Origin of the sequence: Lacticaseibacillus suibinensis (genome assembly GCF_003946175.1) — a bacterium.
Taxonomy (GTDB): Bacteria; Bacillota; Bacilli; order Lactobacillales; family Lactobacillaceae; genus Lacticaseibacillus; species Lacticaseibacillus suibinensis.
Genome location: NZ_RHOK01000001.1, coordinates 167,904 through 191,212 on the forward strand (window position 1 = coordinate 167,904; position 23,309 = coordinate 191,212).

26 protein-coding genes are annotated in these 23,309 nt (G+C 51.2%); 2 read left to right on the top strand and 24 right to left on the bottom strand.

Going from position 1 to position 23,309, the window contains the following annotated elements:
- The first annotated feature begins 63 nt into the window (after positions 1 to 63).
- Positions 64 to 429, top strand: coding sequence for a hypothetical protein (locus tag EKM90_RS00780; RefSeq protein ID WP_125579140.1), 366 nt, complete (start codon positions 64 to 66; stop codon positions 427 to 429).
- Between the two features lie 91 nt (positions 430 to 520).
- Here EKM90_RS00780 and EKM90_RS00785 read toward each other — a convergent pair whose 3' ends face one another.
- From EKM90_RS00785 to EKM90_RS00805, 5 genes are all read right to left on the bottom strand, one after another.
- Positions 521 to 1,990 (bottom strand): sialate O-acetylesterase, encoded by a 1,470-nt coding sequence (locus EKM90_RS00785; protein WP_125579141.1) that lies wholly within the window; start codon positions 1,988 to 1,990, stop codon positions 521 to 523.
- The gene (locus tag EKM90_RS00790; protein ID WP_125579142.1) at positions 1,983 to 2,318 is read right to left on the bottom strand and encodes a PTS lactose/cellobiose transporter subunit IIA; all 336 of its coding nucleotides are present in this window, start codon (positions 2,316 to 2,318) and stop codon (positions 1,983 to 1,985) included. The genes EKM90_RS00785 and EKM90_RS00790 overlap by 8 nt, the downstream gene beginning before the upstream one ends.
- Positions 2,318 to 3,700: a PTS sugar transporter subunit IIC gene (locus tag EKM90_RS00795; RefSeq protein WP_125579143.1), complete on the bottom strand. Its 1,383-nt coding sequence runs from the start codon at positions 3,698 to 3,700 to the stop codon at positions 2,318 to 2,320. The genes EKM90_RS00790 and EKM90_RS00795 overlap by 1 nt, the downstream gene beginning before the upstream one ends.
- A complete protein-coding gene (locus EKM90_RS00800; RefSeq protein WP_125579144.1) occupies positions 3,690 to 4,007 on the bottom strand; it encodes a PTS sugar transporter subunit IIB in 318 nt (105 codons plus the stop codon). Before EKM90_RS00800 ends, EKM90_RS00795 begins: the two co-directional genes overlap by 11 nt.
- Before the next feature lie 115 nt (positions 4,008 to 4,122).
- Positions 4,123 to 4,809 carry a GntR family transcriptional regulator gene (locus EKM90_RS00805; RefSeq protein WP_125579145.1) on the bottom strand — a complete coding sequence of 229 codons (687 nt, stop codon included), beginning with the start codon at positions 4,807 to 4,809 and terminating at the stop codon, positions 4,123 to 4,125.
- A 798-nt stretch (positions 4,810 to 5,607) separates the two neighbouring features.
- Between EKM90_RS00805 and EKM90_RS00815 the strand changes: the two genes are divergently transcribed.
- On the top strand, positions 5,608 to 7,932 hold the full coding sequence (locus tag EKM90_RS00815; RefSeq protein ID WP_164507789.1) for a CAP domain-containing protein: 2,325 nt from the start codon (positions 5,608 to 5,610) through the stop codon (positions 7,930 to 7,932).
- Between the two features lie 648 nt (positions 7,933 to 8,580).
- On the opposite strand, the gene EKM90_RS00820 is transcribed toward EKM90_RS00815, so the two are convergent.
- The 19 genes from EKM90_RS00820 to EKM90_RS00905 form a co-directional block, all read right to left on the bottom strand.
- On the bottom strand, positions 8,581 to 9,468 hold the full coding sequence (locus EKM90_RS00820) for a CHAP domain-containing protein (RefSeq protein WP_125579148.1): 888 nt from the start codon (positions 9,466 to 9,468) through the stop codon (positions 8,581 to 8,583).
- Positions 9,468 to 9,737, bottom strand: a complete 270-nt coding sequence (locus EKM90_RS00825) for a holin (protein WP_125579149.1) — start codon at positions 9,735 to 9,737, stop codon at positions 9,468 to 9,470. Before EKM90_RS00825 ends, EKM90_RS00820 begins: the two co-directional genes overlap by 1 nt.
- Complete coding sequence (locus tag EKM90_RS12685) at positions 9,727 to 9,882, bottom strand: hypothetical protein (protein WP_164507790.1); 156 nt, start codon at positions 9,880 to 9,882, stop codon at positions 9,727 to 9,729. The genes EKM90_RS00825 and EKM90_RS12685 overlap by 11 nt, the downstream gene beginning before the upstream one ends.
- Complete coding sequence (locus EKM90_RS00830) at positions 9,869 to 10,261, bottom strand: hypothetical protein (protein WP_125579150.1); 393 nt, start codon at positions 10,259 to 10,261, stop codon at positions 9,869 to 9,871. Before EKM90_RS00830 ends, EKM90_RS12685 begins: the two co-directional genes overlap by 14 nt.
- A gap of 40 nt (positions 10,262 to 10,301) precedes the next feature.
- Positions 10,302 to 10,421 (bottom strand): XkdX family protein, encoded by a 120-nt coding sequence (locus EKM90_RS00835; protein ID WP_125579151.1) that lies wholly within the window; start codon positions 10,419 to 10,421, stop codon positions 10,302 to 10,304.
- 1 nt (position 10,422) lies between these two features.
- The gene (locus EKM90_RS00840; protein WP_125579152.1) at positions 10,423 to 10,782 is read right to left on the bottom strand and encodes a hypothetical protein; all 360 of its coding nucleotides are present in this window, start codon (positions 10,780 to 10,782) and stop codon (positions 10,423 to 10,425) included.
- 15 nt (positions 10,783 to 10,797) lie between these two features.
- A complete protein-coding gene (locus EKM90_RS00845; RefSeq protein ID WP_125579153.1) occupies positions 10,798 to 11,229 on the bottom strand; it encodes a hypothetical protein in 432 nt (143 codons plus the stop codon).
- A gap of 17 nt (positions 11,230 to 11,246) precedes the next feature.
- On the bottom strand, positions 11,247 to 12,053 hold the full coding sequence (locus EKM90_RS00850; protein WP_125579154.1) for a hypothetical protein: 807 nt from the start codon (positions 12,051 to 12,053) through the stop codon (positions 11,247 to 11,249).
- 9 nt (positions 12,054 to 12,062) lie between these two features.
- On the bottom strand, positions 12,063 to 13,997 hold the full coding sequence (locus EKM90_RS00855; RefSeq protein ID WP_125579155.1) for a phage tail spike protein: 1,935 nt from the start codon (positions 13,995 to 13,997) through the stop codon (positions 12,063 to 12,065).
- The gene (locus tag EKM90_RS00860) at positions 13,997 to 14,719 is read right to left on the bottom strand and encodes a hypothetical protein (protein ID WP_225422656.1); all 723 of its coding nucleotides are present in this window, start codon (positions 14,717 to 14,719) and stop codon (positions 13,997 to 13,999) included. The genes EKM90_RS00855 and EKM90_RS00860 overlap by 1 nt, the downstream gene beginning before the upstream one ends.
- Positions 14,709 to 18,716: a tape measure protein gene (locus EKM90_RS00865; RefSeq protein WP_125579156.1), complete on the bottom strand. Its 4,008-nt coding sequence runs from the start codon at positions 18,714 to 18,716 to the stop codon at positions 14,709 to 14,711. The genes EKM90_RS00860 and EKM90_RS00865 overlap by 11 nt, the downstream gene beginning before the upstream one ends.
- A 2-nt stretch (positions 18,717 to 18,718) precedes the next feature.
- Positions 18,719 to 19,048: a hypothetical protein gene (locus EKM90_RS00870; protein ID WP_164507791.1), complete on the bottom strand. Its 330-nt coding sequence runs from the start codon at positions 19,046 to 19,048 to the stop codon at positions 18,719 to 18,721.
- A gap of 17 nt (positions 19,049 to 19,065) precedes the next feature.
- Complete coding sequence (locus EKM90_RS00875) at positions 19,066 to 19,434, bottom strand: phage tail protein (protein ID WP_125579158.1); 369 nt, start codon at positions 19,432 to 19,434, stop codon at positions 19,066 to 19,068.
- Positions 19,435 to 19,580: 146 nt separating this feature from the next.
- The gene (locus EKM90_RS00880) at positions 19,581 to 20,168 is read right to left on the bottom strand and encodes a phage major tail protein, TP901-1 family (RefSeq protein WP_125579159.1); all 588 of its coding nucleotides are present in this window, start codon (positions 20,166 to 20,168) and stop codon (positions 19,581 to 19,583) included.
- A gap of 14 nt (positions 20,169 to 20,182) precedes the next feature.
- Positions 20,183 to 20,308: a hypothetical protein gene (locus EKM90_RS13105; protein WP_263852863.1), complete on the bottom strand. Its 126-nt coding sequence runs from the start codon at positions 20,306 to 20,308 to the stop codon at positions 20,183 to 20,185.
- A 254-nt stretch (positions 20,309 to 20,562) separates the two neighbouring features.
- Positions 20,563 to 20,919: an HK97 gp10 family phage protein gene (locus EKM90_RS00885; protein WP_125579160.1), complete on the bottom strand. Its 357-nt coding sequence runs from the start codon at positions 20,917 to 20,919 to the stop codon at positions 20,563 to 20,565.
- A 243-nt stretch (positions 20,920 to 21,162) separates the two neighbouring features.
- Positions 21,163 to 21,522, bottom strand: coding sequence for a phage head-tail connector protein (locus tag EKM90_RS00895; protein ID WP_225422646.1), 360 nt, complete (start codon positions 21,520 to 21,522; stop codon positions 21,163 to 21,165).
- Positions 21,523 to 21,709: 187 nt separating this feature from the next.
- A complete protein-coding gene (locus EKM90_RS00900; RefSeq protein ID WP_125579162.1) occupies positions 21,710 to 22,609 on the bottom strand; it encodes a phage major capsid protein in 900 nt (299 codons plus the stop codon).
- A gap of 11 nt (positions 22,610 to 22,620) precedes the next feature.
- Positions 22,621 to 23,187, bottom strand: a complete 567-nt coding sequence (locus EKM90_RS00905; RefSeq protein ID WP_125579163.1) for a capsid assembly scaffolding protein Gp46 family protein — start codon at positions 23,185 to 23,187, stop codon at positions 22,621 to 22,623.
- Positions 23,188 to 23,309 lie beyond the last annotated feature (122 nt).

The window sequence follows — 23,309 nt, forward strand, 5'->3', positions numbered from 1 at the left end:
GCTTTGTTGTCAGAATCTCAGCCCAACTTCGATCAGCGACTGAAACGAAATGGAGAGAATAATATGGCAGAAGAAACAGTTAAAAAGGCAGTTAAAGTGGTTGTCGACATCCCTGATGCGGACCTTCAAATCGCTGAAAAAGCGATGAATGATCAGAGTTTTGTCACCCCGAAGGAACTGCCTCAGCTCACCAACATCGATTACGCCCGCTCGCTTGCCGCGGCATTGACCAAAGCGCGGGAAGGCAAAGCCGAGGAAGGCTACATCTACAGTGAAGAATTCGACTTTGCTGGCGGTGAAATCGAGAACGTGGTCTGGAATATGGACACCATCAAGACCCGCGACGATGCTAAGCGTGCTTTAGCTAAGCATATGGGCTTGACCATGCCGACAGAAACCCTGTCCGCAGCCGACAAGGAAACTTTCTAATTCTACCTTTGAACGTCTGCCGCCCTGGCAGGCGTCTTTTTTTGCGCAAAAACAGGTCAATCTGGATGCCAGATTGGCCTGTTTCATTTGTCTAGAATGCAATTAAAAATGGACTCAGCGGCAGCTTTGCTTCATTGAAAATCGCTGGGGCTGGCGCGTTGCGATAGGCGTAGCGCACCGCTTTCGCCTCTGGTGCCTTAAACTTCAAGGTAGTGCCATTAAGCTGAAAATCAACAGGCTGCCAAGTGCCATCGATTAAAGCCTCAATGCCGTCGCCCTGTTTTGCACTCAAGCTCGTCGCCGGCGCGACCTTCAGGCTGATCTGATCAGCCGCGCGGTCAACTGCCACGACGGATGGCGTGCCGTCACCGCTCAACAAGGCTTGGCCGAGGCGCTCGCCGCTGGCCTGTTTGTGCACCGGATGAATGTTGTGATGTTCGCCAGTGTCAACCAGCGAAACTAACGTGCAATCATTCAAGGCTTGCGTCGTTTGCCACTGCGCCTGGCGAATTTCGGCCCAGGCATGATGCGGTTCATCCTGATACTGAGGAAGCTGAATCACGAAGACCGGTAGCCCTGGATTACCTAAATCTCGCCGCCACTCGGTAATTAGCCGCGGCAGCAAACGGTCGTAGAGCGGCGCATGATCGGCGTCATTTTCGCCTTGATACCACACCATCGCTTTGACCGTGTACGGCGCGGTCTTTTGAACCATCGTGTGGTACAAACCATTCGGACGCAAGTAGCTCTTAGGCTGCATTGGCGGCGGCCATGGCGTATGGCCAACGTGCATCTTCACGGCTTCCAAGCTCAGTTCGGGATGCGCTTCAATGTAGGCAGCCTTCTTCTGGTTGTATGCCGTCACAGTAGCCTCATACTTGGCCTCAGCGGCGTCAAAATCGGCTTGGCTGCGCCCGGTCACTGCAACCTCATAAGGTTTAAGATACGCGTCTGCCAGTTTCGCATCGGCTTTCAAGTTGGCTTCAGAAATCCAACTTGAAGCACTGGTGCCACCTTTGTAGCATTGCAACATGCCGATGGGTCGGTCTGGGTGGTTAGCAGCAACCTGGGCCAACGCGTAGTATGCCACCGCCGACACCTGACCCAAGTTCTCAGCAGTCAGTTTTTGCCACCGGGGATCAGGTTCATCCGCCCAACCGAACCGGCGCTTCGTCTCGTACTCCACTTGCGGCGTGTAATAAAATGACAGGTTGGTCGCGGTGAAGTTGGCCCGAGCGGCCTCAAAATCGGCATCGTCGGCCATTTTGTATTCGATGTTGGATTGTCCAGCCACCAAGTACACATCACCGGTTTGCACGTGGCGCGTGACCGACGCACTGGCCGCCGCCACGGTCAGAGTCAGTGTCTGATTGTAGGCTTGGGCCGGAAACTGAACCGTCCATTTTTCATTGGTAGGCGTGATAGTTTGCCGAACGGACTGCCCCAAAGCCACCTTTACGCGCAAGCCAGGGGTGCCCCAGCCAAAAATCGTCACTGGCTGCTCGCCTTGAATGATGGCGCCCTCTGAAAACAGTGGCGCTAAGGTCAACTGATCAGCCATTCACCTTCGCCTCCAAGGCGTGGAGTCGTTTGGCCTGACCCAAGTACTGCGTCGCCACGGTCATCATGATGTCAGCAGCGATGAAATGGTCTTGGGAATGAATCAGCAGAATTGATTTTTCCACAACTTCGCCATTCATTTCGGCTGACATCCATTCGGTTTGCACATTGTGAGCCTGATGGAGGTCCTTTTTGGCCTTCTCAAGCATCTCATCCGCTTCGTCGAACTTCGCATCGTCAGCCAGGTGCATCGCCTGCACAGCCTCAGAGCGAGCATTGCCGGCGACCGCAATCAAATTCATTGCCCGCTGGAGTTGTTTCTCATCCATTAAGCTTCACCTGCCGCTTCTTTGGCGGCTTCACGTTGCTGGGTGATGCGATTAGACATCTTGACGAATGGAATCCAGATCAACGTGGCAACTGCCAAGTTAATGATTTGCACAATCGCGCCATTGATTGAGCCTGAGAACAGCAAGCCGGACAGAATCGGCGGCACAGTCCAAGGCACATTGTTGGTAATCACGCCAATGAACCCGATCTTGGTGAAGAACACCGCAATGTAGAAGCACAGTGGCTGCACGATGATAAATGGAATCGCGTACAGTGGGTTCAAAACAATTGGCAGGCCGAAAGTAATCGGTTCTGAAATATTGAAAATCGCTGGCATCAACGCAATCTTAGAAATCTTCTTTTCGGAAATCTGCCGCGATGCAATGATGATGGCAAGGACTGGCGCCAAAGCAAAGGTGCCGGCAGCAATCGTGGAGAAGTTCATGAACATGGTGGAGTACAAGTGATGCGCTTGGCCCAGCATGTTTTCGGTATCATTAATGTTCCAGGTCAAACCAAAGATTGGGCCCCAAATTGATGTTGGGTGAATCCCAAACCACTGCAGCAGTGACCAAGTAAACTGAGAAACAAAGGCGAAAGCGGCGGTCCCAGAAACGGCCAGCGCTGGCTTTTGCAGCAAGGACAACAGGAGATCTGGAATGGACTTATCTGCCAAAGCATTGGCCAAGCCGGTCGCGCAGACGAAGAACAACATGGTAATCAAGCCTGGAATTAAGGATTCGAAGCTCCGAGCAACGGCCGGTGGAACGGATTCAGGCATTTTGATGGTGATGTTGCGTTTCAAGATCTCGTTGTAAATCACGACCGCAACCCCGGAAATGACCAGAGCGGCGAAGACGCCTTGGGTGCCCAGATATGTGGAATTAATGGCATTGGTGACGTTAACCGTCTCTTTACCGTTAACAAAATTGAACTGCCACGGTAAGCAAATAAAGAAAGCACCCATTGCGTACAAAACAGAAATCATATGTTCCTTGTTCTTGGGATAGTATTTGCGCGACAAAATGTAGGCAAACACCATGACCAGCAGCAAGGACAACAGGTTCAAGGACCCGTTAGCAATCAACCCAATCAAACCTTGAGTGGATTGCAGGCCGGAGAACAAACCCGACTTCGACCAAGCGCCCCAAGAGCCAGCAATCATCTTACCTAATTGCAGCCCTTGTTTACCGAAAATCAACCCATTCAACGGGTCAACGAAAACTGAAGAAATCATCGTCGCAAACCCGGCAATCATTGTTGTTGAGGCCACGAGAATAAAGGAATCCCGCAAGGTCAGTAGCAATTTGTTTGCGGCAATTTTCCCGGCGGCCTTCGTAAAGCCCGCCTGGAACTTATTCCATGCCCCACTATTTGCCATCTGTTGTCACCCCTTCTTTATCCAGCTTATCCACAATGGTCTGGCCATTCATCTGACCAAACTCAGCCATCGACAGCGCAATGACTTTGGTATTGGGATGCTGTTCAACCACCTGATCATAAGCCCAGCTGATTTGCGGTGCGATCAAGATCACATCTAGCTCATCCCCGAGTTCATCGATCATGGAAAAATCCGAAGCACTGACCTCAACATCACGGCCAGCCGCATCGTAAACCTTTTGCATCTTCGAGCCAACAAGACTCGTTGACATCCCGCCTGAACAAAACAGGCCAATCTTTAATGTCATAACAAATCCTCCCTGTAATCGGTAATGGAACCCTTTACAAAGAATAATATAGGTCGCGAAGCGCTTACAGTCAATACCCTTTTTAGATGTTATAACAAATAATGGTAAAAAAAGATTAAGCGAGCGTTTGCTCGAGCTGATACCTAGCGGTGACGATGTCGATGTGGGCGTATTCAAACATCCGGCCTTCACTGAGATATGTCTGTTGTTTGACGCGCAAAAGCGGGGTTTCGGCCGCCACGTTCAACTGCTCTGCCTCTGCCTGACTGGCCTCAATCACCGTGTATTGGCGCTTTGCTGATTCAGGACTCAAATCCAAATCGTTGCTGATGAAGTCATAGAGCGAATCTTTGATGACATCGAGGCGCATCCCTTGAATCAACTTAATGGGCATCCAAATATGGTTAAACGCCACCGGCTGGCCGGCCTGCGAAAAGCGGCGCTTGATCTCATAGACAAAATCGTAATCGTTCACATTAAGGAGCGGCTTCAAAAAGCTGGGCGCCTTAACCACTGCGAAATCCACGGCTTCGATGGTGACCGTATCAAGTGGAATCAAATCAAGTGGCAACGGGCCCTCGTCCGGCAACTCATTGTTTTTAACAAAAGTCCCCGCCCCTTGAATCTTATAAATCAGTCCATCTGTCTGCAGTTCATCGAGCGCCCGCCGAATGGTGATGCGGCTGGCGTTATAGGCTTTACCCAGGACCGTTTCCTGAGGTAGTTGGTCGCCCACTTCGTAATCGTGATCCATGATTTTCTGGCGCAAGGCGTCAGCAATCAGTTCATACTTTGTTTTCATGACCGGTTCGGCCTTTCCTGTATTGTTTTCTTCTTGTGTGATGTTAAATAACCTTCATTTACTGTTTGGCAGACCTTGCTCAGTCCGCTTCAACGCCAACGTCGGCTTATTGAAAGCCCTATCGGCGGTACATACCAGATTATAGGCTAGCGGCTGACGAGTGACAACATCAGGAACTGCCGATGCTCACCTTGGCGCAACACTCCGAGTGCGTTCATGGCACTTCGCTTATGGTTAATGATTGCTGGGGCCACCTTGTGAATTTTCGCCAGGATGCTATCATGTCACTATAGAAAAGAGGGATATCATGGCCAAATATACCGTAGAACTCAGTGAAGCGGACTATCAAATGATTAAAGACTGCCATTCCAAGAACCCTTCTATCATGAAGGCAATGGAAGAAGCCAAGGAAAGCAAGTAACGCCAGCGCGCTTTCACCAGCAGGTCCGATTTCCCCACTTAGGGCAACCGGGCCTGCTTTTGATTTGCCAGCTCGATAAAACACTTTTCACTTTTAGGAATTTATAGTATTATTACAGCGTTAACATTATACAAAAATATATTTCCCGCAAAAAATAATGGCCGGCCGGTCACACTTAGAATAGCTAAACCTTGGAGTTGCATATTCGCAACACCCAAGGAGTAACGTCAAGTTGCGTTTAGCGTCTCTCTTGTGACTGGTTGGCCTTTTCTGCGCTCAAAAATCACAAGGAGTTAATCGCTGTCCTCATCGTGATCTAACCGCTTTGTGTTTAACCGATGCCTGTCATTACCATTTTTCTAACTATGGAGGTAATCATGAAAAAACACCCGCTCATTACCACCGCAGCTGCCGCTGCCTTGTTGACCTTCTCTGCTCAAACTACGGTAACCCACGCCACGACGAGCGAGGAGCCTACAGTCACCCCTGCCACTGAAACGGCCGACCAACCGGCGAAGGCCACCGACAAACAAGCCACTGAGGCGATGGCCACCGATAAACCCACCTCTCAAACCGAATATGACGAAAACGTCGCCGCTGGAGTGGCAGATGTCACCGCCGCCGAAGCTGCTGCCGAGCCGGCAGTTGATGCCGCCAGCGCCGCCCAGAACGCGGAAAACGACGCCGAGACAACTAAAGCCAACGCTGATCAAGCGGTGACTGACACCAACGCAGATCTAAGCCAGGCCCAGACTGACAAGACCCAAGCCGATAACGATGCCCAAAACGCGCAAGAGCAGCTCAATCAACTGCCGCCAGCCGCTGATGACGCTGCAGTCACCGCGGCCCAGCAAGCTGTTTCTGATGCGCAGACTGATCAAGCCAAAGCGCAACGTGTTGTTGACGACGCGCAAACCACTGCGAACGAGGCTGAACAAACAGTTTCTGCAGCCGAGGCTGAGGTTAAGAACGCCCAGGCAGCCGCTGATAACGTCACTTCTGAGGATGCTGGTGTTCAAAGCGCGCAGAAAGCGGTCGACGACGATGCCACTGAAATCTCTGACCTGACTGCGAAAGAAGCAACCGACCAACAGACAGTCGCTTCCGCTTCCACAGCGAAAGATAAAGCTGATGATAATGTAACTGCTGCTGAAACTGCCCTCTCGAATGCTGAAAAAGGCAGTCAAACGGTCACTGACACAGTTTCCTACAGTCAAAAAGACTGGCCTGATTCCACCCTACCTAGTGGTGTGGTCACCGAGACCATCACCGAGGAAAGTAACTACACCCCCGATTGGGATGCGATTGGAAATTACTTTGTCGAGTACCTAAATGAGTTGCGCGAGAATAATGGGCTTGCCGCCGTTGGGCTAAACAGCGAAACAACTGCTTACGCAAAGACACGCGTTGCAGCCCAGCCCAAAGACTGGTTGAGTCACGACGGCGCGGATAGCATGCGATCAGAAAATTTGGACATGTCGCTCATCAGATGGGGAGAAGGCCCGAAGTCCGACAAAGAATATGCCTATGCGGTCCTCATGGAGTGGTTTGACGAGCAGTACAACGTGTATGATAAGAACTCTGGTGCTGATCACTACGGTCACCGCTTCAACCTAGTTGATCCACTTCTTGTATCAATCGGCTTCTGGGGCGACGATAACGCCGTTGCTATGGATGGCGATTCAAAACCGGTCGAGGACTTTCCGAGTTATCATGATTCCATCGTGGCATATGGCGAGTACCTAGACCTGATGGAGGACACCGCCTACCTTCAGTCCCTCAAGGGCATTCAGCTTCGCACGTTCGTCTATACCAAGACCGCCCCTGCTGATGCCTCCAAAGTGAATGCGGCTAAAGCTGCTTTAGCCAAAGACCAGGACGCAGCCAAAACTGCAGCAACCAATCTAGCCAACGCGAAAGCCACACTAGCGGAAACGCAATCCGCGCTCGCTGCTGCTCAAGCTAAGACCGCCGACCTCACCGCCGCACTGTCCGCAGCCAAATCCTCTGCCGCGGCATCACTTGCCGACAAACGAGCGGAAGCCGACGCAGCGCGTGCAGCCGCTGAGGCCAAACTGACTGAAGCCCAAGGTACACAGACCTCCGCGCAAAACGCTCTCGACACCGCAAAGGCCGACCTGGCGACCGAGACCGATAAGTTAACAGAAGCGCAAAAGACGCTTGAAACCCTCGATGCCAATGCCACCAAACGCACAGAGCTTGCCGGTCAGATTGCGGACGCCCAGGCCAAGGCTGAGGCAGCCCAAAAGACGATTGACCAGCTCACTGCTTCACTGCATGACCTAGAAGCTGCTGCTGCCGGCGCCGAAACGGCCTTGACCACTGCCAAGACCGCACTCGCCAAGGCAAATGCCGAACTGGCCGTGGCTGAAGTACCCGTCAACGACGCCAAGGCCCTGCTCAAACGGATCAAGGCCAACAAATACGTGGCCCCGATTGTGAAAAAGCCTGTTACTGCGACGCCTAAAAAGAGCGGCCAAAAATTAATCGTCAAGCTGACTGCTGATAGCAGCAAATCTGGCAAGGTAACCGCGATTACGAACGCCGCCGTGACAACCGCCACTGGAACCGCCACCCTCCCGCAAACCGGCGACGAAGCTAACAGCATGCTGGTCGGCCTCGGTGTGGCCATGCTTGCCCTGCTCGGATTCGGTGTTGCCGGCGATCGGCGCCGCAACTAATTCTAGTTTGCAGTTTATGCCAGATAAACAGGTTTACCATAGCCATTAACAGAGGCCATCAGCACTAGCAACTTGAGGCCACGGGAAACTAAACACCCCGTACCCAGCGCCTACAATCAGGCGACTAGGTACGGGGTGTTCGCGTTATAGCGAGCGAACATCGTTACTTACCTTTGGTGTCCTCGCTGTTCATATTCAAAATACTCATAAACGCTTCTTATCTCACCCCGTTTTTGATTCTGATTATGTGTGTTTCTTTCTATTATATACATTGTTTAAATTGCCGCTATCAGCACCGAAATGTTGATGTTCATTTAATTTGATTGATGTACATTTATATCCACGCCAATTCGCGTTGGCAAATCGTAGGCAAGCATTAAAAAATAGCCCCACCCGCCGAAGCGAGTGAGGTTATTAACGCCGTTTTAGCAACGTTTATACGTCATTTTCACAGTTTTACATCTTCTTGCCATTTTTGTAAAACAAAAAGCTTCACTCCCGAAGGAGTTAGGCAAAAATTACGTGCGCCGGTGCATGTAAAGACTTTGCCTTTTAGCAAACGTTTTGTCAACTTTCAGAACAAAAAAAGCCCCACCCCCGAAGGAGCGAGGCTAATTCCAAAGGGGTCGAAATCGACCCCTTTAAATATCAGAAAGGAAGTGTGCCTGCATTGGCGCAGCGCTGCATGTACATGACAAGCAGTGACTGTGCGCTAATCTTCCCATCGACTGGCGTGCCAGCTTTGCGCTGCATCGCCTTGATGGTGTCCGGGCCGAGAATGCCGTCCGCCTTGACGCCCAGTGCGCGCTGGATCGCCGCGATGAGCAGACTGCCCACCGGTTTGCCGACAAACTCCCAGCCACCAGTCAAGCCGGCGTTGTGCCAGTTGTACTGACTGGACACGATGCCATCCACGGTGGTGCCATACAGGCGCTGGAGTGCCCGGGTGAGCTGTGGCCCCCAGTAGCCGTCAACGGTCAGCTTTGCGGCCGATGCGCTGATTGCGCCAGCACTTTCAACCACGCTCGAAGCTGATGCAGATGAACCAGCATAACGGGGCCGCGCATAGCCACGGATCACACCGTTACCCACGCTGATTTGACGGCGCGCTACGGTCCCCGGAATGCTCTTGTTGCCCTCGATAGTGGTGATTGTGCGGCCTGATACGCTCTCGACGAAGCCGATGTGGTCAGCGAAGCCGTCGTTTGGCTGGCTGGTGTCGTCCCAGTTGTAGACGATGATGTCGCCAGGCTTCGGTGTGATGGTACCGTCCTCGATCCAGATACCAAGCTTGGAGAACAAGGCTACATGACGCTGTACTCCGCACTCGGTGTTAGTGAGCGCCGTAGCGCCCAGCTTAATCATAACGAAGCTGACGAAGGTGTCACACCAGTTATCGGTGTAGCGTACTTTGTATCCCAGTGCCAGCGGCTTGTGCGCGTTGTACGTGTCCACAATGTTATGATGGCCAGCCGAGCCAACTCTAATGCCGAGATACTTGCGGGCCTCAGTCAGAACCTGATTTGCTGATGTCATTACTTTGCCTCCGTTTTCTTGGCGAGATCATACAGGCCTGATGCCGATAGACCAGACAGCAAACCCGCCATCAGATACGGGCCAATCTGGTCTACGTGGCCAAAGGTCAGCGCCCACAGGCCGGCTAACACGATGCCGATAAGCAGGCTCACCAGCGTATTCTTCTTCGCGTCTAGCCCCGTTGCCGTCTTGATTGCCTGTACAAGGGCCGCCGTGATGGGCGCCAGCACGACCGCGATAACGGTTAGTTGCAACAATTCATTTTCCATTTTTAGATACCTCTTTCTTTTTGCGTTGAGCTGCGCTTGGCTTCTTGCGCCAGTGGTAAGTGATGTATGCCACCGCAATTGGAGCCACCGCTTTGACAAAGTCCGTCACGTCTTTGATTAGTTGATGCCAGTCAGTCCACGTCATCCGCGTCACTCCTGACTGCGAGGGTGATGATCAGTGCGAGTATTGCCGCATCCTGCACCCATGGCATGAAACCACCGTTGTGCGTGACGTGCAGAAACTGATAGACGGCCAATGTGCCCATTAAAAAAGCCGCCAGCGCGAGCGTAGCGGCATCCCATTCTTCGTGGTGTGATTTGCTCACCACCCATAACAACATCACAATGCCAACAACTACGAAAGCATAGTCGAAACCATGATCGTTCGCGATGTCCCGCACGTATGGCGGCCAGACGAACGGCTGTGGCACCAGAGCCATATTGACACCGATACCAATCAAGGCAAGCGCGATGATATCGTGTAGCGGGTGCTCTTTTAACCCCGTCCAAATTCGTGCTAACATTTTTCCTCACCTCTTTTCCGATTAGATTAATAATCCGACGCTATGCCTGTGTCAGTGCGTCAGCCTCGGCTTGAGTGATGTAGCCCACGGACACGAAGAGCGGCAAGTCGGCCGCCGTGTATAGTCCCATCGCGTAGTACGTCTTGATTGCATCAGCCATGTTATTCTGCCCCCTTAGTGGTTTCAGCCGCCGTGATAGTTGCTAACTGCTTCATGATAGCGGCGTTAGCGGCCGCGTTCTGCGCCGTCTGCTTGAGCAGGGTGGCGTTGATTTGGTCTTGTGCGCTTGGCTGCGGCGCCACCGGTTCTGGTTCAGCCGGTGCCACATAGTCAGCATCGACCGTCACCGTGCCGCCAGCCAGTTTGCTGTGGCCAATCACGATTTTGGCCGATTCTTCGTCTGCTAGGTCGTAGATGGTGAAGCCGTCCGCTGTGGTATCGCCAGCCTTACGCTGGGTTGGGTTTGCCCAGCCGTGGGCGATGATCTCGCCGGACTGGTCAATCTTGAGCTTAATAAGCATGTGTGTACCTCCTGTTTATTCAGGCATGTCGTCGTTAGTGGCATAAGCGCCGCCGATTGTTAGGTAGCCACCAGAGTCGATTGCTGCTGGTGTGTGCAGTCCCTGGCTGTCGATTGTCGCGATGCCCAGAGATGTCTGGACATAGGCTTTACCGTCTTCCGGTTTGAAGCCATCGTTAATCTGGCCAATCACTTCTTTGGCCGCAAAGGACCTCGCCACGGAGAAAAGACCGTTGATCGTGACGAGTGAGCCGTGCCGCGAGAAGTTGACAAACCCGTTGTTGAAGATTGAGCCGTTGGTGACCCCTTTGGACCACAGCAGTTTGCTTGTGGCTGCCAGACTGTTGGTCGCGTTGACTGCTGCGGCGACCGAGTCGAAGTTAGCGCCAATCGCGGTGCCACCGTTTGCCATGCCGTTTTCAATTTTGATTAGTTCTAAATCTGCCATCTATATCATCCTTTCCGCTACGCGTCAGCGACGAAGCGTAGTGTCTTGTACCCGGCGGTCAACGTCCAGCTGCTGCCATTAGCCATTGCTTTCAGTGTGCCAGTTGCCACCACATCCTTGTACGTGACGGGCAGCGCTACTTGAGCGGTGTTGTTGTCAGTCCACGTGACATCGATTGCTGACACGTCCTGCGGCTCACTGCCGCCCAGTCCATACGGGCCGGTGCCTAGGCCGTCTGGCTCAGTGCCCAGCGCATACTCATAGTATGAGACGCTGATTGGCACCTGACGGCCAAGGTTAACAGGAATCGTTGCGGTAGTACTCGTGTTGGCCACGTATGGTGCGATGGCGGCCTCAATAGCGCGGATATGCTCACCCACGGTGTCGTAGTCCTTACTGTAGATGTCACTGTGCCTGGCATCGAATACCTCAGGGCCGTAGCCTTCGCCAGTCTTCGCAGCCTTGTCGGTCATGTCCTTCAGCGTGGCTGTGACATTGGCCTCGGTTGTGGTTTGGCGTTGCTCGACATCGCTAGTCCGCTTTTCGGTATCATCCTGTCGCTTTTGTACTGTCTTGAAATCAGCAGCAAGCGCATTGAATTTGACACTAATCCAGTCAACGAAAAGGCCAAGCGCTTCACGTACATCCACGCCCCATTGTTTGGTGCGTATCCAGCCGCTTAGCGTATTGGCCTTAGGGTCCTCATCGCCTGTGTCAATGTCCTTTTTGATCTCATTTTGATTCGGAATGTGGGTCGGATCACGGTATTGGCTAAGTCCGTCCTCACCATCCGGAGTTGTATCGAAAAAATCTTTGTCTGCCATTTACTCACCTCATTTCGATAAAAACGCTGACTTGAACTTTGCACTTGGCTCGGTACTCATATCTACGTTTCCAGTGATGCCAGCGATTGTTCCTTTGCTGGTGTATTGCCATAGGTCTTGCCCCAGTGGTGGCCGATGGCTTACCTGGACCGTACCATCATCAGTACCGTATGCCGGTACCCATAGGGCGCCTGCACGAGCTGTGTTCAAGTTCCAATCAGCCTGGGTATATTGACCAACATAGATCACAATGCGACTATCTGGGACGCCTAGCTTATTTAACTGGTCCATGTATGCGGCGACACCGCTTCGCATGTCACTCATCGTCTCAGCCTCAACATCGATTGCGTAGAAGCGTGGTTGTCTGCCCTTGATGGCAGTTTGCTGCGTTCGGTTGAAGAAGTCGGTTGCCTCAGTGGCTGCATCTGCAGTCGAGACCGCCCTGAAGAAGGCATACACCGCATAGTTGATGCCCAGGTTGTTAATATCTGTCAAATAGGTGACATGTTTAGGATCTTCAAAGCTAGAACCGTCCTGCACTCTGACAATAGCTAGGGCCAACTTAGCCTTCTGAACAGCGACCCAATCAATATCCTTCTGGTAGTAGCTCACATCGATAATGGAACCCTCGTAATAACCTGAGTTGCCCTCAAGCTCATTAATTCTCCTGACCAGGTCATCAATTTGGGACTGCTGCTCTGGCAATTTGTCCTTGATTGCGTTCAAGGTGGACAACTGCGATTTCATATCCGCTAGTGATTGACTGGTCAGGGCGCGCTGCTCTTTGACAAAGGTCATGGCGGCCTGGTAATCCAGCTGAAACTGCGAAAGAGTTTGATTTTGGGTCCCAATTTGAAGCGTCATTGTATGCGGCCGAACTACGTTGAGCTTCTGGTCGGTGACTTGAAGCCTTTCGGTCGCATTCAAATAGGGGTCGATAATTGGATAGGTGTTGCCGAGTTTAAACGATTGATAAGCCGGGTCTAGGGCGGAGATGTCCATTACGGACACCGTCCAGGACAACAAGCCAATACGCTGCTGGTTTAAGTACTCTTGGCCCTTGGCCTTCAGGATTAAAGGCTGATTCACGTCCTGCCACTCCACAGGCTTTTGAATGATGCCGAAGCGGTCGACTAATGCCTTGTCCTCAAGATATCGAACTCCACCGTTGACCCCTTCAATCGTTGTCTTGGGCTGAGCTGCATCGGCTGATGTGTCGACAGACGCTGTCGACTGCTCAATAACTGAGCCAATTGGCACTAACCGAGTAATTAACTCGGTGACATCAAAGTCGCGTTTGGCCGATTTGAGATTTTTACCAAGCATGATTGGTGTATCAACGTCCTCACCATACTGCGCTAGATACTCAATGACCAATTGGCCAGAAGCTTCTCGATGCCAGACCACGTACCCGCCAAGACGGTCAACCAGCTTATCTTTGATGGTGTCAAAGGTGTCAGCCGCATCGTCGGTATAGCGATAGACGTTATCTGTGGAATTCGCCACTGTGACGCGGCCAACCTTAAACTGCTTGTATGGCTCAACCTGACTGTTATGGTAGTTGATCAACGTCGTAAAGAATTGAGCGATGCTGGTGTTTTGTACCTTTCGATATGTCTGTGAGCTATCGTGCAAAAACGCCAAGCAGTCTTCACATTCGATGGTCTGAGTGTGGGTACTACTGAACTCACCGGAAACCTTAGCGACGCGGCCGTCAAATACCGTCTCACCGGAAACGGTATCGAAAACCTTGACCAGTGAGGTAATAGGCACAATTTGACGATAAAGCGTGTTCTGCAATGGCACCTTGAACTCAGCAGTGCTAACTGCGTTGAATGGCAAATCAATATCTCCGGAAATTACTTTATTACCAAACGGGCGGGGTTCATGGAGAACCTCACCCGTTTTATCTGCCTCTCCTTTGTAGACTACGACTCGATACATTACAACATCACCTCCGTCTTGAGGACAAAGCGAACCGTGGCCGATCCTGTGATGGTCAACTCGTTCATACCTCGTGCCAAGCTAAAGAGATAATCAGTTTCTTTGTTAGGCGTAAAGATAAACTTCTGAGCGTCCGAGTTGGTAATAGTGATATTTCCGCTAGTAATGATCTGTGGCACAATCTGGGTCTCACCGATATTCATCAGTTTGACTTTCAAACTGTCGTTGACCTGAAAAGTGAATGGCTGCAGGAAATCATTGAAGAAATCAAACGTGTCCCAATTATCTGGTGGATAACGACTATCGGTGTTGTCCTTGATGGCGTACGGGTGCAACGTGAAGACAGCGACGATTGTTAGCGAACGAGCCTGCGAGTTATCTGTCACCCTCACGGAAGCACATTTGCCAACCCAGTAAACACCAGCGTCATGCGTATCATAGAGCTTTGTTTCAAAGCCAGACATAAGCTGCTGCTTGGCCTTGTCTTCTAGCGCCTTTCGGGCCGGATAGTCCATATTCCCAGCCCAAAAAGTAAAGGTGTGGGTACGCATGTCATAGAATCGTTCTCCTGTGATGTTCGAAAAATCCAAAACACCATCCATATAATCTAGACTCTCAGTAATCACTTTTTCAGTCGGGGTAGGTGCATCCCGGTCGGTGAGATAAAGACCGATGCTCTTGCTATTGAAGGCGCCCACTTCGATGTACTCGTTAATTTCCACTGCCAAAGCTATACCGCCCTTTCTTTCCTGTGAGTTGGCCAAGTGACTGGTCATATCCAGCGGTGGTGGCCCCAATCAAGGTGCCATCATCGAGCACAATTTGTTTCCCGCCTTTTAGTTCACTGAGCATGGCATTTAGTACATTGAGCACGCTATTACTTGTGCCAATTTCGACACTCGCGGAACCCGAAAACATATTCATGGCACCAGACGCATTGACGCTCTGACGAACGCCATTCATCATGGCCACCGCAGAGCGGCGGGCCTCGACGGAGTACTGATCAATCCCTGCAGCGACACCGAGGGGCAGCCATTTCCCGACTTGGTACTTAAACACGCGGGAAGGCGAATGACTGTCTGCGGCTTTGTTTGCAGCCGTCTTGGCATCTTTGATAACCTGAGCTGCTGCGTTGGAGACGACTTTCGACTTCGAGGTAATACCTGCAGCTAGGCCGCTACCAACGTAGCCGCCAGCATCATAGAAGGAGCTGTATTGGTTGTGAGCCCCCTTCGCCCCGCTTTTGCCGAGTGATGATCCCGCGCTATGAGCAGCATCCTTCTTTTCCTTGAGGCCCTTGTTAAAACTATCGCCGCCTTTTTTACCAGACCCCTTCAACTTGTCTTTGCCAGTGTCGGCGCCCTTAGTCGACTGGTCAGCGATATATTTACCAGCATCTTCCACTTTGCCAGCCTTCATAGCGGCAATGAACTGATTGCGACCCTTCTCACCACCCTTGAACATACTGTTCGGTAGTGATCCTAGGCTACCAATCATCTTGTCATTGACCATCTTGCCAGCGGTTGCATAGTCACCCATTGAAATTGCGTGTACCAGTCCTGCGGCACCATCAACGCCCGCGCTCTTCATATACTGTGCCATCACTAGCAGACGGTTTTGGATAGTGCCCGCATGCTGATTGACAAAGCCCAGCATTGTAGTCAGTTGAGCATTCGTTGAAATGTTCATCTGAGTGAGGGTTTGACTGAAGGTCTGCTTGGTTAGCTGACCACTCTGTTGATAGGCCTGCAGCTTTTGCATGTTGTTATTGAAGATTTCTTGCAACTGCTGCGTGTTAGCCGTCTTGAGGTCTGCAATCTGCTTTGCGTAATATTGCTGCTCGGTGGCGGTCTTAGCTGCACGCTGCTGAGCTTCCAACTGCGTGATTTGAGCGTTGTTCGCGGTCACCGCCTGCTGACGAATTTGGTTCTGCTGATTGAGAATTGTGACCATTTGCTGGGTATCCTGCGTGGTCCAATTCTTCTTGTTCTGCATCTCCAAGGTAAAGGCCTGAAGTTGCATGTCTGACTGCTTGAGCAGTGCCTGCCTGATGGCATCGTTTTGAGCCTCCAGAGCCGTGCGCTGTTCCTTAGTCAGGGCCTCACCTTCAGCAGTCTTGCCTGTTGTCAGCATCTGCGTGTTCTGGCTCATGATGTCTTGCATCTGCTGGTTGCCTTTGGTCTGGTCTTGCAGCATTAATTGCGCTGCTTGATTTTGCAACTGTCGACGCCGTTCACCACTAGCCTTATCTGCTGCCTCGAGCTTAGCATGTGCTTGCTTTTGAATTTCCACTTGGTTGGCAGAGTACCCAGACATGATGCCCTTCGCCGCCGTGGCATAGGCTTCCATCTTTGTGCCGGCGAAGGCCTGAAGCGCGGCCTCAGAAACCTTGTCGAAGCTCTTTTCGACTGACTTATTGCTTGATGTAATTTGCGCCGAGTAGCCTTTCCAGTTCTTAGCCAGCTTGGCCGACTTGGCGTTCACCTCATCAGTCTTCTTACCAAGCTCCGAGAAGCTAGTCACTACGGCACCGGTTGCGGAGTTGCTAGTAAAGTTACTCCAATTTTCCTTGATGTCATTGATGCCATCGCCGACCCCGCTAAGAGCGGCCTTAGCGTCCTTGGCAGCTCCCTTAAAGTCGCCACCAAAGAACTTACCAATCGCGCTGCCGCCCTTAGAAATCAGGGTAATCAAGGACTTAATCACGATAATGACATCGGCAACGCCCATGACAATATAGCGGATTGCATCTACGACGCCGCCGATTGCGACTGTTACAGCAGCTAGTGTGACCACGAAAGCCCCGCCAAGTACCTTGGTAACGACGTCAATTGCCGGCTTCAAGTCGTTAAAGGCACCATAAAGCGGTTTGAACATGTCCTTTAATGAGCTGAGCGACTTACCAATCCCTGAGAATACCGACTTGGTGAACCCCTGAATATTCATGAAGTTCTTTTTCCAAGCCACGACTAGGCCGACGACTGCAGCAACAACCGCCGCGATCGCGAGGCCAACTGGTCCAAGCAACGTCGTGATAGAGCCAAGGGCAGCCCCAACGCCGGACGCCATAGAACTAAAGACGCCGGACAATGAGGCAATCGGGTGTGTCACTGCAGAAGTAAGGACACCTGGAATGGCCTTGAAGGCGCTGATTGTTTTGGCGCCAAATGAGCCTATACTACGTTGAACCATTCCTAGACTGCTGACTGCGTTCCTACTTTCGGGAATAAACGCCATGATAGATGTGCGCCACGAACCCATCAGGTCGGAATGTAGCCCACCAGCACTTTGCAAGGCACTGGCGGCGGACTTGATTGAACCAAATTTGGTCACAAGCTGACTAGCAACAGTACCAAAGGTCTTGATGCTGCCGCTTGCCTTGGTCCATGCCGAAGTTAGGACTGGGGCAACCGCATTGTTTGCCTTCTTGATTAGCTCAATAGCGGTGCCCGCTTTTTTGAGACCCCCAGTTACAATGGAAAGCACCGGGCCGACTGTTTTGAGACCCCCAGTTACAATGGAAAGCACCGGGCCGACTGTTTTGAAGGCCAACCAAGCCTTCAGTAGCTTGGGTAACTGCGTGATCAGGTAGGCAACCTTATCTGAATTATCACGAATGAAGTTAGATACATTGGTGACAACGCCGACAACGTTCTGCATTGCCCCTCTGAAGTTATCAATTGGGGCTGTATTGCCCGCAGTCGCATAGAGGTCATTGTATGAAACTTTGATGGCCTCAATTGCCTCTTTAACAGGCGGAGCCATCTCGCTGAACGCGGTCTTGAGAATTTCAAGGTAGGGCCGAATTTTGCCAACCGAGTTACTGATATACCCAGCAATCGCCTTAAATGTGTTGGCAATCAGATTGCCCAAGTCACTGATGTGCTGCGCAATCGAACCGCCAGTGAGTTCTTGAGAAGCGTTGTTGAGTGACTCAATAACGACTTCCATACCTTTTTTGGTACGGTTGCCCAGGTTGACGAAGGCAGTACCAATACCACCGGTAGCAGTTTTAGCCATCTCGGCAAAGCCACCGGCACCAGCATTGAGCTGAATGAACCGGTCATTAAGCTGCGCCATCGTAATGTCGCCCTTCTTGATTTTGTCATAAAGCTCTTGGGTGTTACCTGAGACAATGCCAAATGACTTGGCCACTTTACCCAGTGCATAAGGCATGGTTTCCTGCAAAGAACGCCAGGACATCATATCGACCTTACCGGATGACAGCATCTGTACATATTGGGTCAGCCCCCGAGAGGCATCACCAGCGGCGGCCCCACTGGCCAAAAACGCATTGTTCAAGGCCAACGATGAGTCCGTTGCCTTGGCGATGTTGTTCTTAACAACAGGGAAGAACCGTTGTGTGGTTGAGACCATATCGTCCAGCGCCGTAGGTAAGCCATCGATGCCATCACTGAGCTTGTTGACGGCTGCGGTGCTGTCCTTGGTTGCCACGCCCATGTTCTTCATAATCTTCGGAAAATTATTCAGAGTATCAAACCGCGATACCGCACCGCCGATTGAAGACTTTAGCAAATCAACGCTTGCCGAAACCGCCTTGAAGACGCCAGCACCCTTCAAAATACTACCGAAACCAGCTGATATCTTTTTTGGGGTCTGCGAGAGGTCTGTCATATCGCCTTTTAGCCGTCTAACAAAACTGGACAGGCCCGCGTCTTTGACACCGAATCTAGCGTCAACGCTCATGCTTTCAGACATATTTACCCTCCTTTCTCAATTTGTTGTATGGCTTCCCGTCGAGCACGTTCAGCACGCCTGGATAGCTCAAGGTACTGGTTGACTTCGGCTTCCGCCTCGCCGGTAATTTGCCTGCGCTCTTTGTCCAGATCGATAATGCGATTTAAAGAGTCAATAACCCAATGGCCATCTTTGTCATAGGCATTCGCCTGACGCGCGACAAAGGGCGTTTCAAAGGCAATCTGCTTTTGGTCGTTTTGCCTCAACAAATGAGCCTTGACCCGCTGGCCATACTCTTCAAGTGTCATGTTTTCGATCTCGGCCTTGGAGAGTGCAGGGTAGTATTCCCACATAGTGGTGTAGAGGTCTTCTAATCGGAAACTTCCACTTCGTCCAGCTTGCTCAGGTGTTGCTTGAGTGCTGGAACGATTTTTGCTGCCATAACTTTGGTAAGTGGAGAAGTCTCGAAAAAAGTCTCCACCTTATCGAAAAGCTCGGGTGTGTTATCTTCGGCCAAGGCTGCTTCGATTTCTTCTGGCTTCACGTTGTCCTTCTTCAGCAGAATTTTGAGCGTGTTTAGCAAAGTGAATGGGTCACCAGTAAGTAGTCCCGACAGAATGTCGGTCATCTTATCAAGATTGTTTTCCAAATTATTGGGAATCAAACCAAGGCCCTTCAGACTACCGATGGTTAGTGCCAATTCATATTCTTCACCGTTCAATGTGATTGTTGTGCTCATTGCTTTTTCCTCCAATGGTTAATCGTCTCAGCTCGGCTTTCGCCTACTCGTCTCTGTTACTTGTCTAGGCTATTTGCCGGAAGCGGGAGTGGTGTCGGATTCACTCCCTGCAGGAGCTTCATTCTCTTCACCACCCGTTTCCGGCACTACTTTGGGGCCGCCGTACCGTCTTCCTTGGGCGCGTTGCTGTCTGGAGCCTTGTAGTCAGGCAGCGGGGCCTCTTCCTCAGCACCAGGAGTGGTGTCACGGAAGAAGTTGTTGACAGTCGCAGCATCGATCTTGGAGACCGTCGCATTTCCCTTAACCAGCTGGCCGTTAATGGTCAAAGTGGTTTTGATGGTGGCATTGCTACCGACTTCAGCTGGTGTTTCCCAGTCCGATAGGTACCCGGAACCATACTGTGAGGCGTACTTGCCGGTAGGCTTCTCATCCGTTCCTAATACGGGCTTTGTGAAGTCAATCTCCCATACCTCCACTTCAAGCTGATTCTTGACAGCGTAATGCAGCATATCATTTGTCAACGTATCACTGGCCAACGCCTCAATATCGATTGAGGTCTCCAGTTCACCCGCAGATGCCGCAGAGCCGTCTTTTGTGGCGGTAGTATCTGTTTTACTCGACTCCTTGATGGTGTGGGTGGTCTGCAGAGCCAGCCGTGTTGCATAAAGCTTGCTCCGGTCCTGAACCAACCGGAACATCAGTACACGATCTTTACCTTTGATTGGTGTTTCCAAATTGCTCACTCCTTTTAGTAATATTCGATATCAACTGATAGGATGCCGTGCCACAGCGGAATGCCATCTGGCTTGTCGCCGACAATATTTGTACTGCTGGACATCACCCTATACTGAAAGTTAGGTGTCCGCCGATACATCGAAGTCACTCGTAAGAGCCGTTCGAGTATCTCTGCCACCTCTGTACGCCGATTGTATTCGGCGTACACATGGACCAAAATGTTAGTCCGACCAAGTACACGGTCCTTGGTGTATTGGTCTGAGTTAACCTGCTCGCCTATAAAAACAAAGGGGTACCCCTGGCTTTCATCTGGCAAATAGTCAAATGTGGCATACCCACAGCGCTGTGACAGGTCTTTTATTGTCTGAAAAATCTCCTCATATGGGTTTTTCATCACCGCACCAGCCTTTCCATGTCATTTATGAACGCCACCTTCTCAATAAGAAAAGGAATACCAAGGAAGCGTCGCCCAACAAACCAGCGCGTGCCGTACTCAACGTAGGCGGCGTAATCCGTGCGGAAAGACACCAACGATGCAAGCCCATCAGAAGAGATGATAACTAACATAGAACGCTTCAAGTTGCCCGTATCAACTGGCACCAAGACGGATGCCTCTTGGGCAAGGCGTGCAGTATGTTGCTTAACAACGTTTTTGGCATCCTGCAGTGTCGCGACGCGGTCAAGTTTGGCCATAAGGGCATCAAGTCCATCAAAGCCCACCTCATATCCGGCCATGATATTCAACTCCATAGAGAGTGGTTCGCTGGCGCAGCTGCGTCACTGCAGTGATTTGCAGATTGACACCACTATCTAGCTGCACATAACCCGACTGCACTGGTACCGAAACTGGTAATCGCACAACAAAGGGCCTCTGTTTGGCATCGCCGAAAATGGTCAATGCCTCATCAGGCCCTAATTGTGTGATATTTGCGTTAAAGGTAGGGTCTTCAATAACTGGCTGTGGGTATATGAAAGTGACTCTGCGATCATAATTCACGCAAACCACACTCCCGCCCCATGAGCCGCACCGTTACCGTTATCTTCACGATAGCTCGCGATTTCGCCAGCGTACTCATCAAAGTCAGAGTCCGGGAAGCTCAGGGCCTCTCCGGCCTCATGGTAAGCTGTCATTCCCTCATTGCCAAGCCGCCTGAACCGTTTGAGCGTCACCTCTTGAAGAACGTCGTCAAACTCCTCCGGTACCTTGTCCTCATGGAGAAGACGGGCTAGACGTTTGGCGGTTAGCTTGCGAATAATACCAAGCTTGTCCTCTGTCTTCGCCTTGCCATCAATTAGACTCATGAGATCACTTAAGGATTCTTGTTCTTTAGCAATGCCCTCATCGTCAGCCATTACAACTCACCCCGCTATTCCGTAGGCACAAGAGCCAGCAAGTCAGCCTTTACCGTCTTGCCGGTAAAGTCAATGCTATGCGCCGTCAGCCAGGCCTTAATCTCATCGACTGTCTGCGCGTCTGTTGGTTTCATAGAACCATTAGGGTTGAAGCCTGAGCTACTGGAACCGCCTCCAGCGTCAGGCGCTACGCTTTTGGGGACAGGTGGGCAAAGGCTTCATCCTTTACGATCATGAAGGCAACATCCATTGTGGCGCGCAGTGCGAACAGGTCCTGTTCAAACAAGTTGACAGGTTTGCCGTCGGCCGCAACGATGGTGGACAACTGTGCATCTTCGGAAATCTTGTACTGGATATTCCCAGGAATGCCATAGAAGGCATAGTCGAAGTCACCAGCGAACAGTTCGCCCTTCTTCATGCTGTCAGACTTTAAATTGACGAACGGAATACCGTCAATGTTGCTGCCAGAACGATCATAAAGGCGTTCAGTGGTGCCATTTTCGACCTTCGTCGCATTCCGCAACAGCGTGTTGTTTTGGGCCTTGTTCACCCAAGCATTGGCTTCGATATCGTGGTCAATCAGCACGTCTTCAACCTTGAGTAAACTGTTAAAGCTGATGTCATCGACCACTTCGTTACCCGCTGCAGTGGCACTCTGCGCTAAGCTGAATTTGTATGGGTTATCAACGTTTAAAATACCTGCCTCATCAAATTTGCGGTAAAAGGCTTCAGCAATTTTCGGCTGCATTTCTGTGAAGAACGCACTCTGCTTGTAGTTCAAGTATTCACGGGAAGCCAACAAAATAACTGCCAACTTGTGGGCCTGCATCGTAACGGGAACATATTCAGCCTTGCTGGTCTGAATTCGATTACCTTCATCGACCCAGTACGCGCCAGGACCCTTAGCAAAGACCTCAAAGCTCTTGCTCAGGTCGTCCATTTGTTCGAACCTGGCCAACTGCATTAACTTTGAGTTCTCGACTACATCCTTGAGAATTAAAGCTTGGAACTTTGCCGGGACGGTGCCGTCTGGTGCCTCCCGCATCATTGTGTTATCGGGGTTAAATGTTTCTCGTTTTAAAGCCATGGTAATTCCTCCTAATTTTTAATAATTCGAGCATCAGCTGCTACTTTTGCTAGGTTAAAACTGTCGTCTGTACTCAGGACATTCACGCTAGACGGCGGCGTAGTTTGCCGCGCACTGGCTTTTAGCTGGGCAGCTACCGAGTTATCCCAAGCCTGCTTAATGTCGCTCACAGCCTGCGAGATGGCTTCATTATCGCCAATCTTGGCAAGCGGCTTAGCAAATACGGTGGGCAGACCCTTTTCAGTTAGGTCGGCGGTCACATCATTCAGAAGCTGGGCTTCGGCCAGGGCTTCCTCCTGCTGTTTGACCTTCTGCTCACGAGCATCAAGGTCGGCTTCGTGTTGCTGCTCTTTCGTCATCTTGGCGTAAGAGGCACCCTGTTCATTAGCCTTCTTGACCTCATCAGCGAGCTTGCCTTGCCACTTTTTGTCATTGTTCTTAAGGGCCTTGTCTACCGCTTTGCCAATGGCGGCATCGAGTTCCGACTGAGTACCCGGCAAAACAGGGGTAGTTTTTCCCTCTTGCTTTGTATCTTCAGTCTCAACTTGGGTTTCCTGGTTTTCTACTTCAGTATCCATGTTGGTTCCTCCTATCCCAGTCAGTACCTCTCAATCGCCGCCTTTGGGGTAAACAAAAAGCACCCCGAGCCGTCGCTCAGTGTGCTTATGTTCATCTTATTCAGTTTTGCTGGAGATCCCAG

What these genes read in the sequence shown, in the direction of transcription:
- EKM90_RS00780 (WP_125579140.1), top strand. Translation starts at nt 64, where the DNA reads ATGGCAGAAGAAACAGTTAAAAAGGCAGTTAAAGTGGTTGTCGACATC.
- EKM90_RS00785 (WP_125579141.1), bottom strand. Translation starts at nt 1,990, where the DNA reads ATGGCTGATCAGTTGACCTTAGCGCCACTGTTTTCAGAGGGCGCCATC.
- EKM90_RS00790 (WP_125579142.1), bottom strand. Translation starts at nt 2,318, where the DNA reads ATGGATGAGAAACAACTCCAGCGGGCAATGAATTTGATTGCGGTCGCC.
- EKM90_RS00795 (WP_125579143.1), bottom strand. Translation starts at nt 3,700, where the DNA reads ATGGCAAATAGTGGGGCATGGAATAAGTTCCAGGCGGGCTTTACGAAG.
- EKM90_RS00800 (WP_125579144.1), bottom strand. Translation starts at nt 4,007, where the DNA reads ATGACATTAAAGATTGGCCTGTTTTGTTCAGGCGGGATGTCAACGAGT.
- EKM90_RS00805 (WP_125579145.1), bottom strand. Translation starts at nt 4,809, where the DNA reads ATGAAAACAAAGTATGAACTGATTGCTGACGCCTTGCGCCAGAAAATC.
- EKM90_RS00815 (WP_164507789.1), top strand. Translation starts at nt 5,608, where the DNA reads ATGAAAAAACACCCGCTCATTACCACCGCAGCTGCCGCTGCCTTGTTG.
- EKM90_RS00820 (WP_125579148.1), bottom strand. Translation starts at nt 9,468, where the DNA reads ATGACATCAGCAAATCAGGTTCTGACTGAGGCCCGCAAGTATCTCGGC.
- EKM90_RS00825 (WP_125579149.1), bottom strand. Translation starts at nt 9,737, where the DNA reads ATGGAAAATGAATTGTTGCAACTAACCGTTATCGCGGTCGTGCTGGCG.
- EKM90_RS12685 (WP_164507790.1), bottom strand. Translation starts at nt 9,882, where the DNA reads ATGACGTGGACTGACTGGCATCAACTAATCAAAGACGTGACGGACTTT.
- EKM90_RS00830 (WP_125579150.1), bottom strand. Translation starts at nt 10,261, where the DNA reads ATGTTAGCACGAATTTGGACGGGGTTAAAAGAGCACCCGCTACACGAT.
- EKM90_RS00835 (WP_125579151.1), bottom strand. Translation starts at nt 10,421, where the DNA reads ATGGCTGATGCAATCAAGACGTACTACGCGATGGGACTATACACGGCG.
- EKM90_RS00840 (WP_125579152.1), bottom strand. Translation starts at nt 10,782, where the DNA reads ATGCTTATTAAGCTCAAGATTGACCAGTCCGGCGAGATCATCGCCCAC.
- EKM90_RS00845 (WP_125579153.1), bottom strand. Translation starts at nt 11,229, where the DNA reads ATGGCAGATTTAGAACTAATCAAAATTGAAAACGGCATGGCAAACGGT.
- EKM90_RS00850 (WP_125579154.1), bottom strand. Translation starts at nt 12,053, where the DNA reads ATGGCAGACAAAGATTTTTTCGATACAACTCCGGATGGTGAGGACGGA.
- EKM90_RS00855 (WP_125579155.1), bottom strand. Translation starts at nt 13,997, where the DNA reads ATGTATCGAGTCGTAGTCTACAAAGGAGAGGCAGATAAAACGGGTGAG.
- EKM90_RS00865 (WP_125579156.1), bottom strand. Translation starts at nt 18,716, where the DNA reads ATGTCTGAAAGCATGAGCGTTGACGCTAGATTCGGTGTCAAAGACGCG.
- EKM90_RS00870 (WP_164507791.1), bottom strand. Translation starts at nt 19,048, where the DNA reads ATGTGGGAATACTACCCTGCACTCTCCAAGGCCGAGATCGAAAACATG.
- EKM90_RS00875 (WP_125579158.1), bottom strand. Translation starts at nt 19,434, where the DNA reads ATGAGCACAACAATCACATTGAACGGTGAAGAATATGAATTGGCACTA.
- EKM90_RS13105 (WP_263852863.1), bottom strand. Translation starts at nt 20,308, where the DNA reads ATGTATCGGCGGACACCTAACTTTCAGTATAGGGTGATGTCCAGCAGT.
- EKM90_RS00885 (WP_125579160.1), bottom strand. Translation starts at nt 20,919, where the DNA reads ATGGAGTTGAATATCATGGCCGGATATGAGGTGGGCTTTGATGGACTT.
- EKM90_RS00895 (WP_225422646.1), bottom strand. Translation starts at nt 21,522, where the DNA reads ATGGCTGACGATGAGGGCATTGCTAAAGAACAAGAATCCTTAAGTGAT.
- EKM90_RS00900 (WP_125579162.1), bottom strand. Translation starts at nt 22,609, where the DNA reads ATGGCTTTAAAACGAGAAACATTTAACCCCGATAACACAATGATGCGG.
- EKM90_RS00905 (WP_125579163.1), bottom strand. Translation starts at nt 23,187, where the DNA reads ATGGATACTGAAGTAGAAAACCAGGAAACCCAAGTTGAGACTGAAGAT.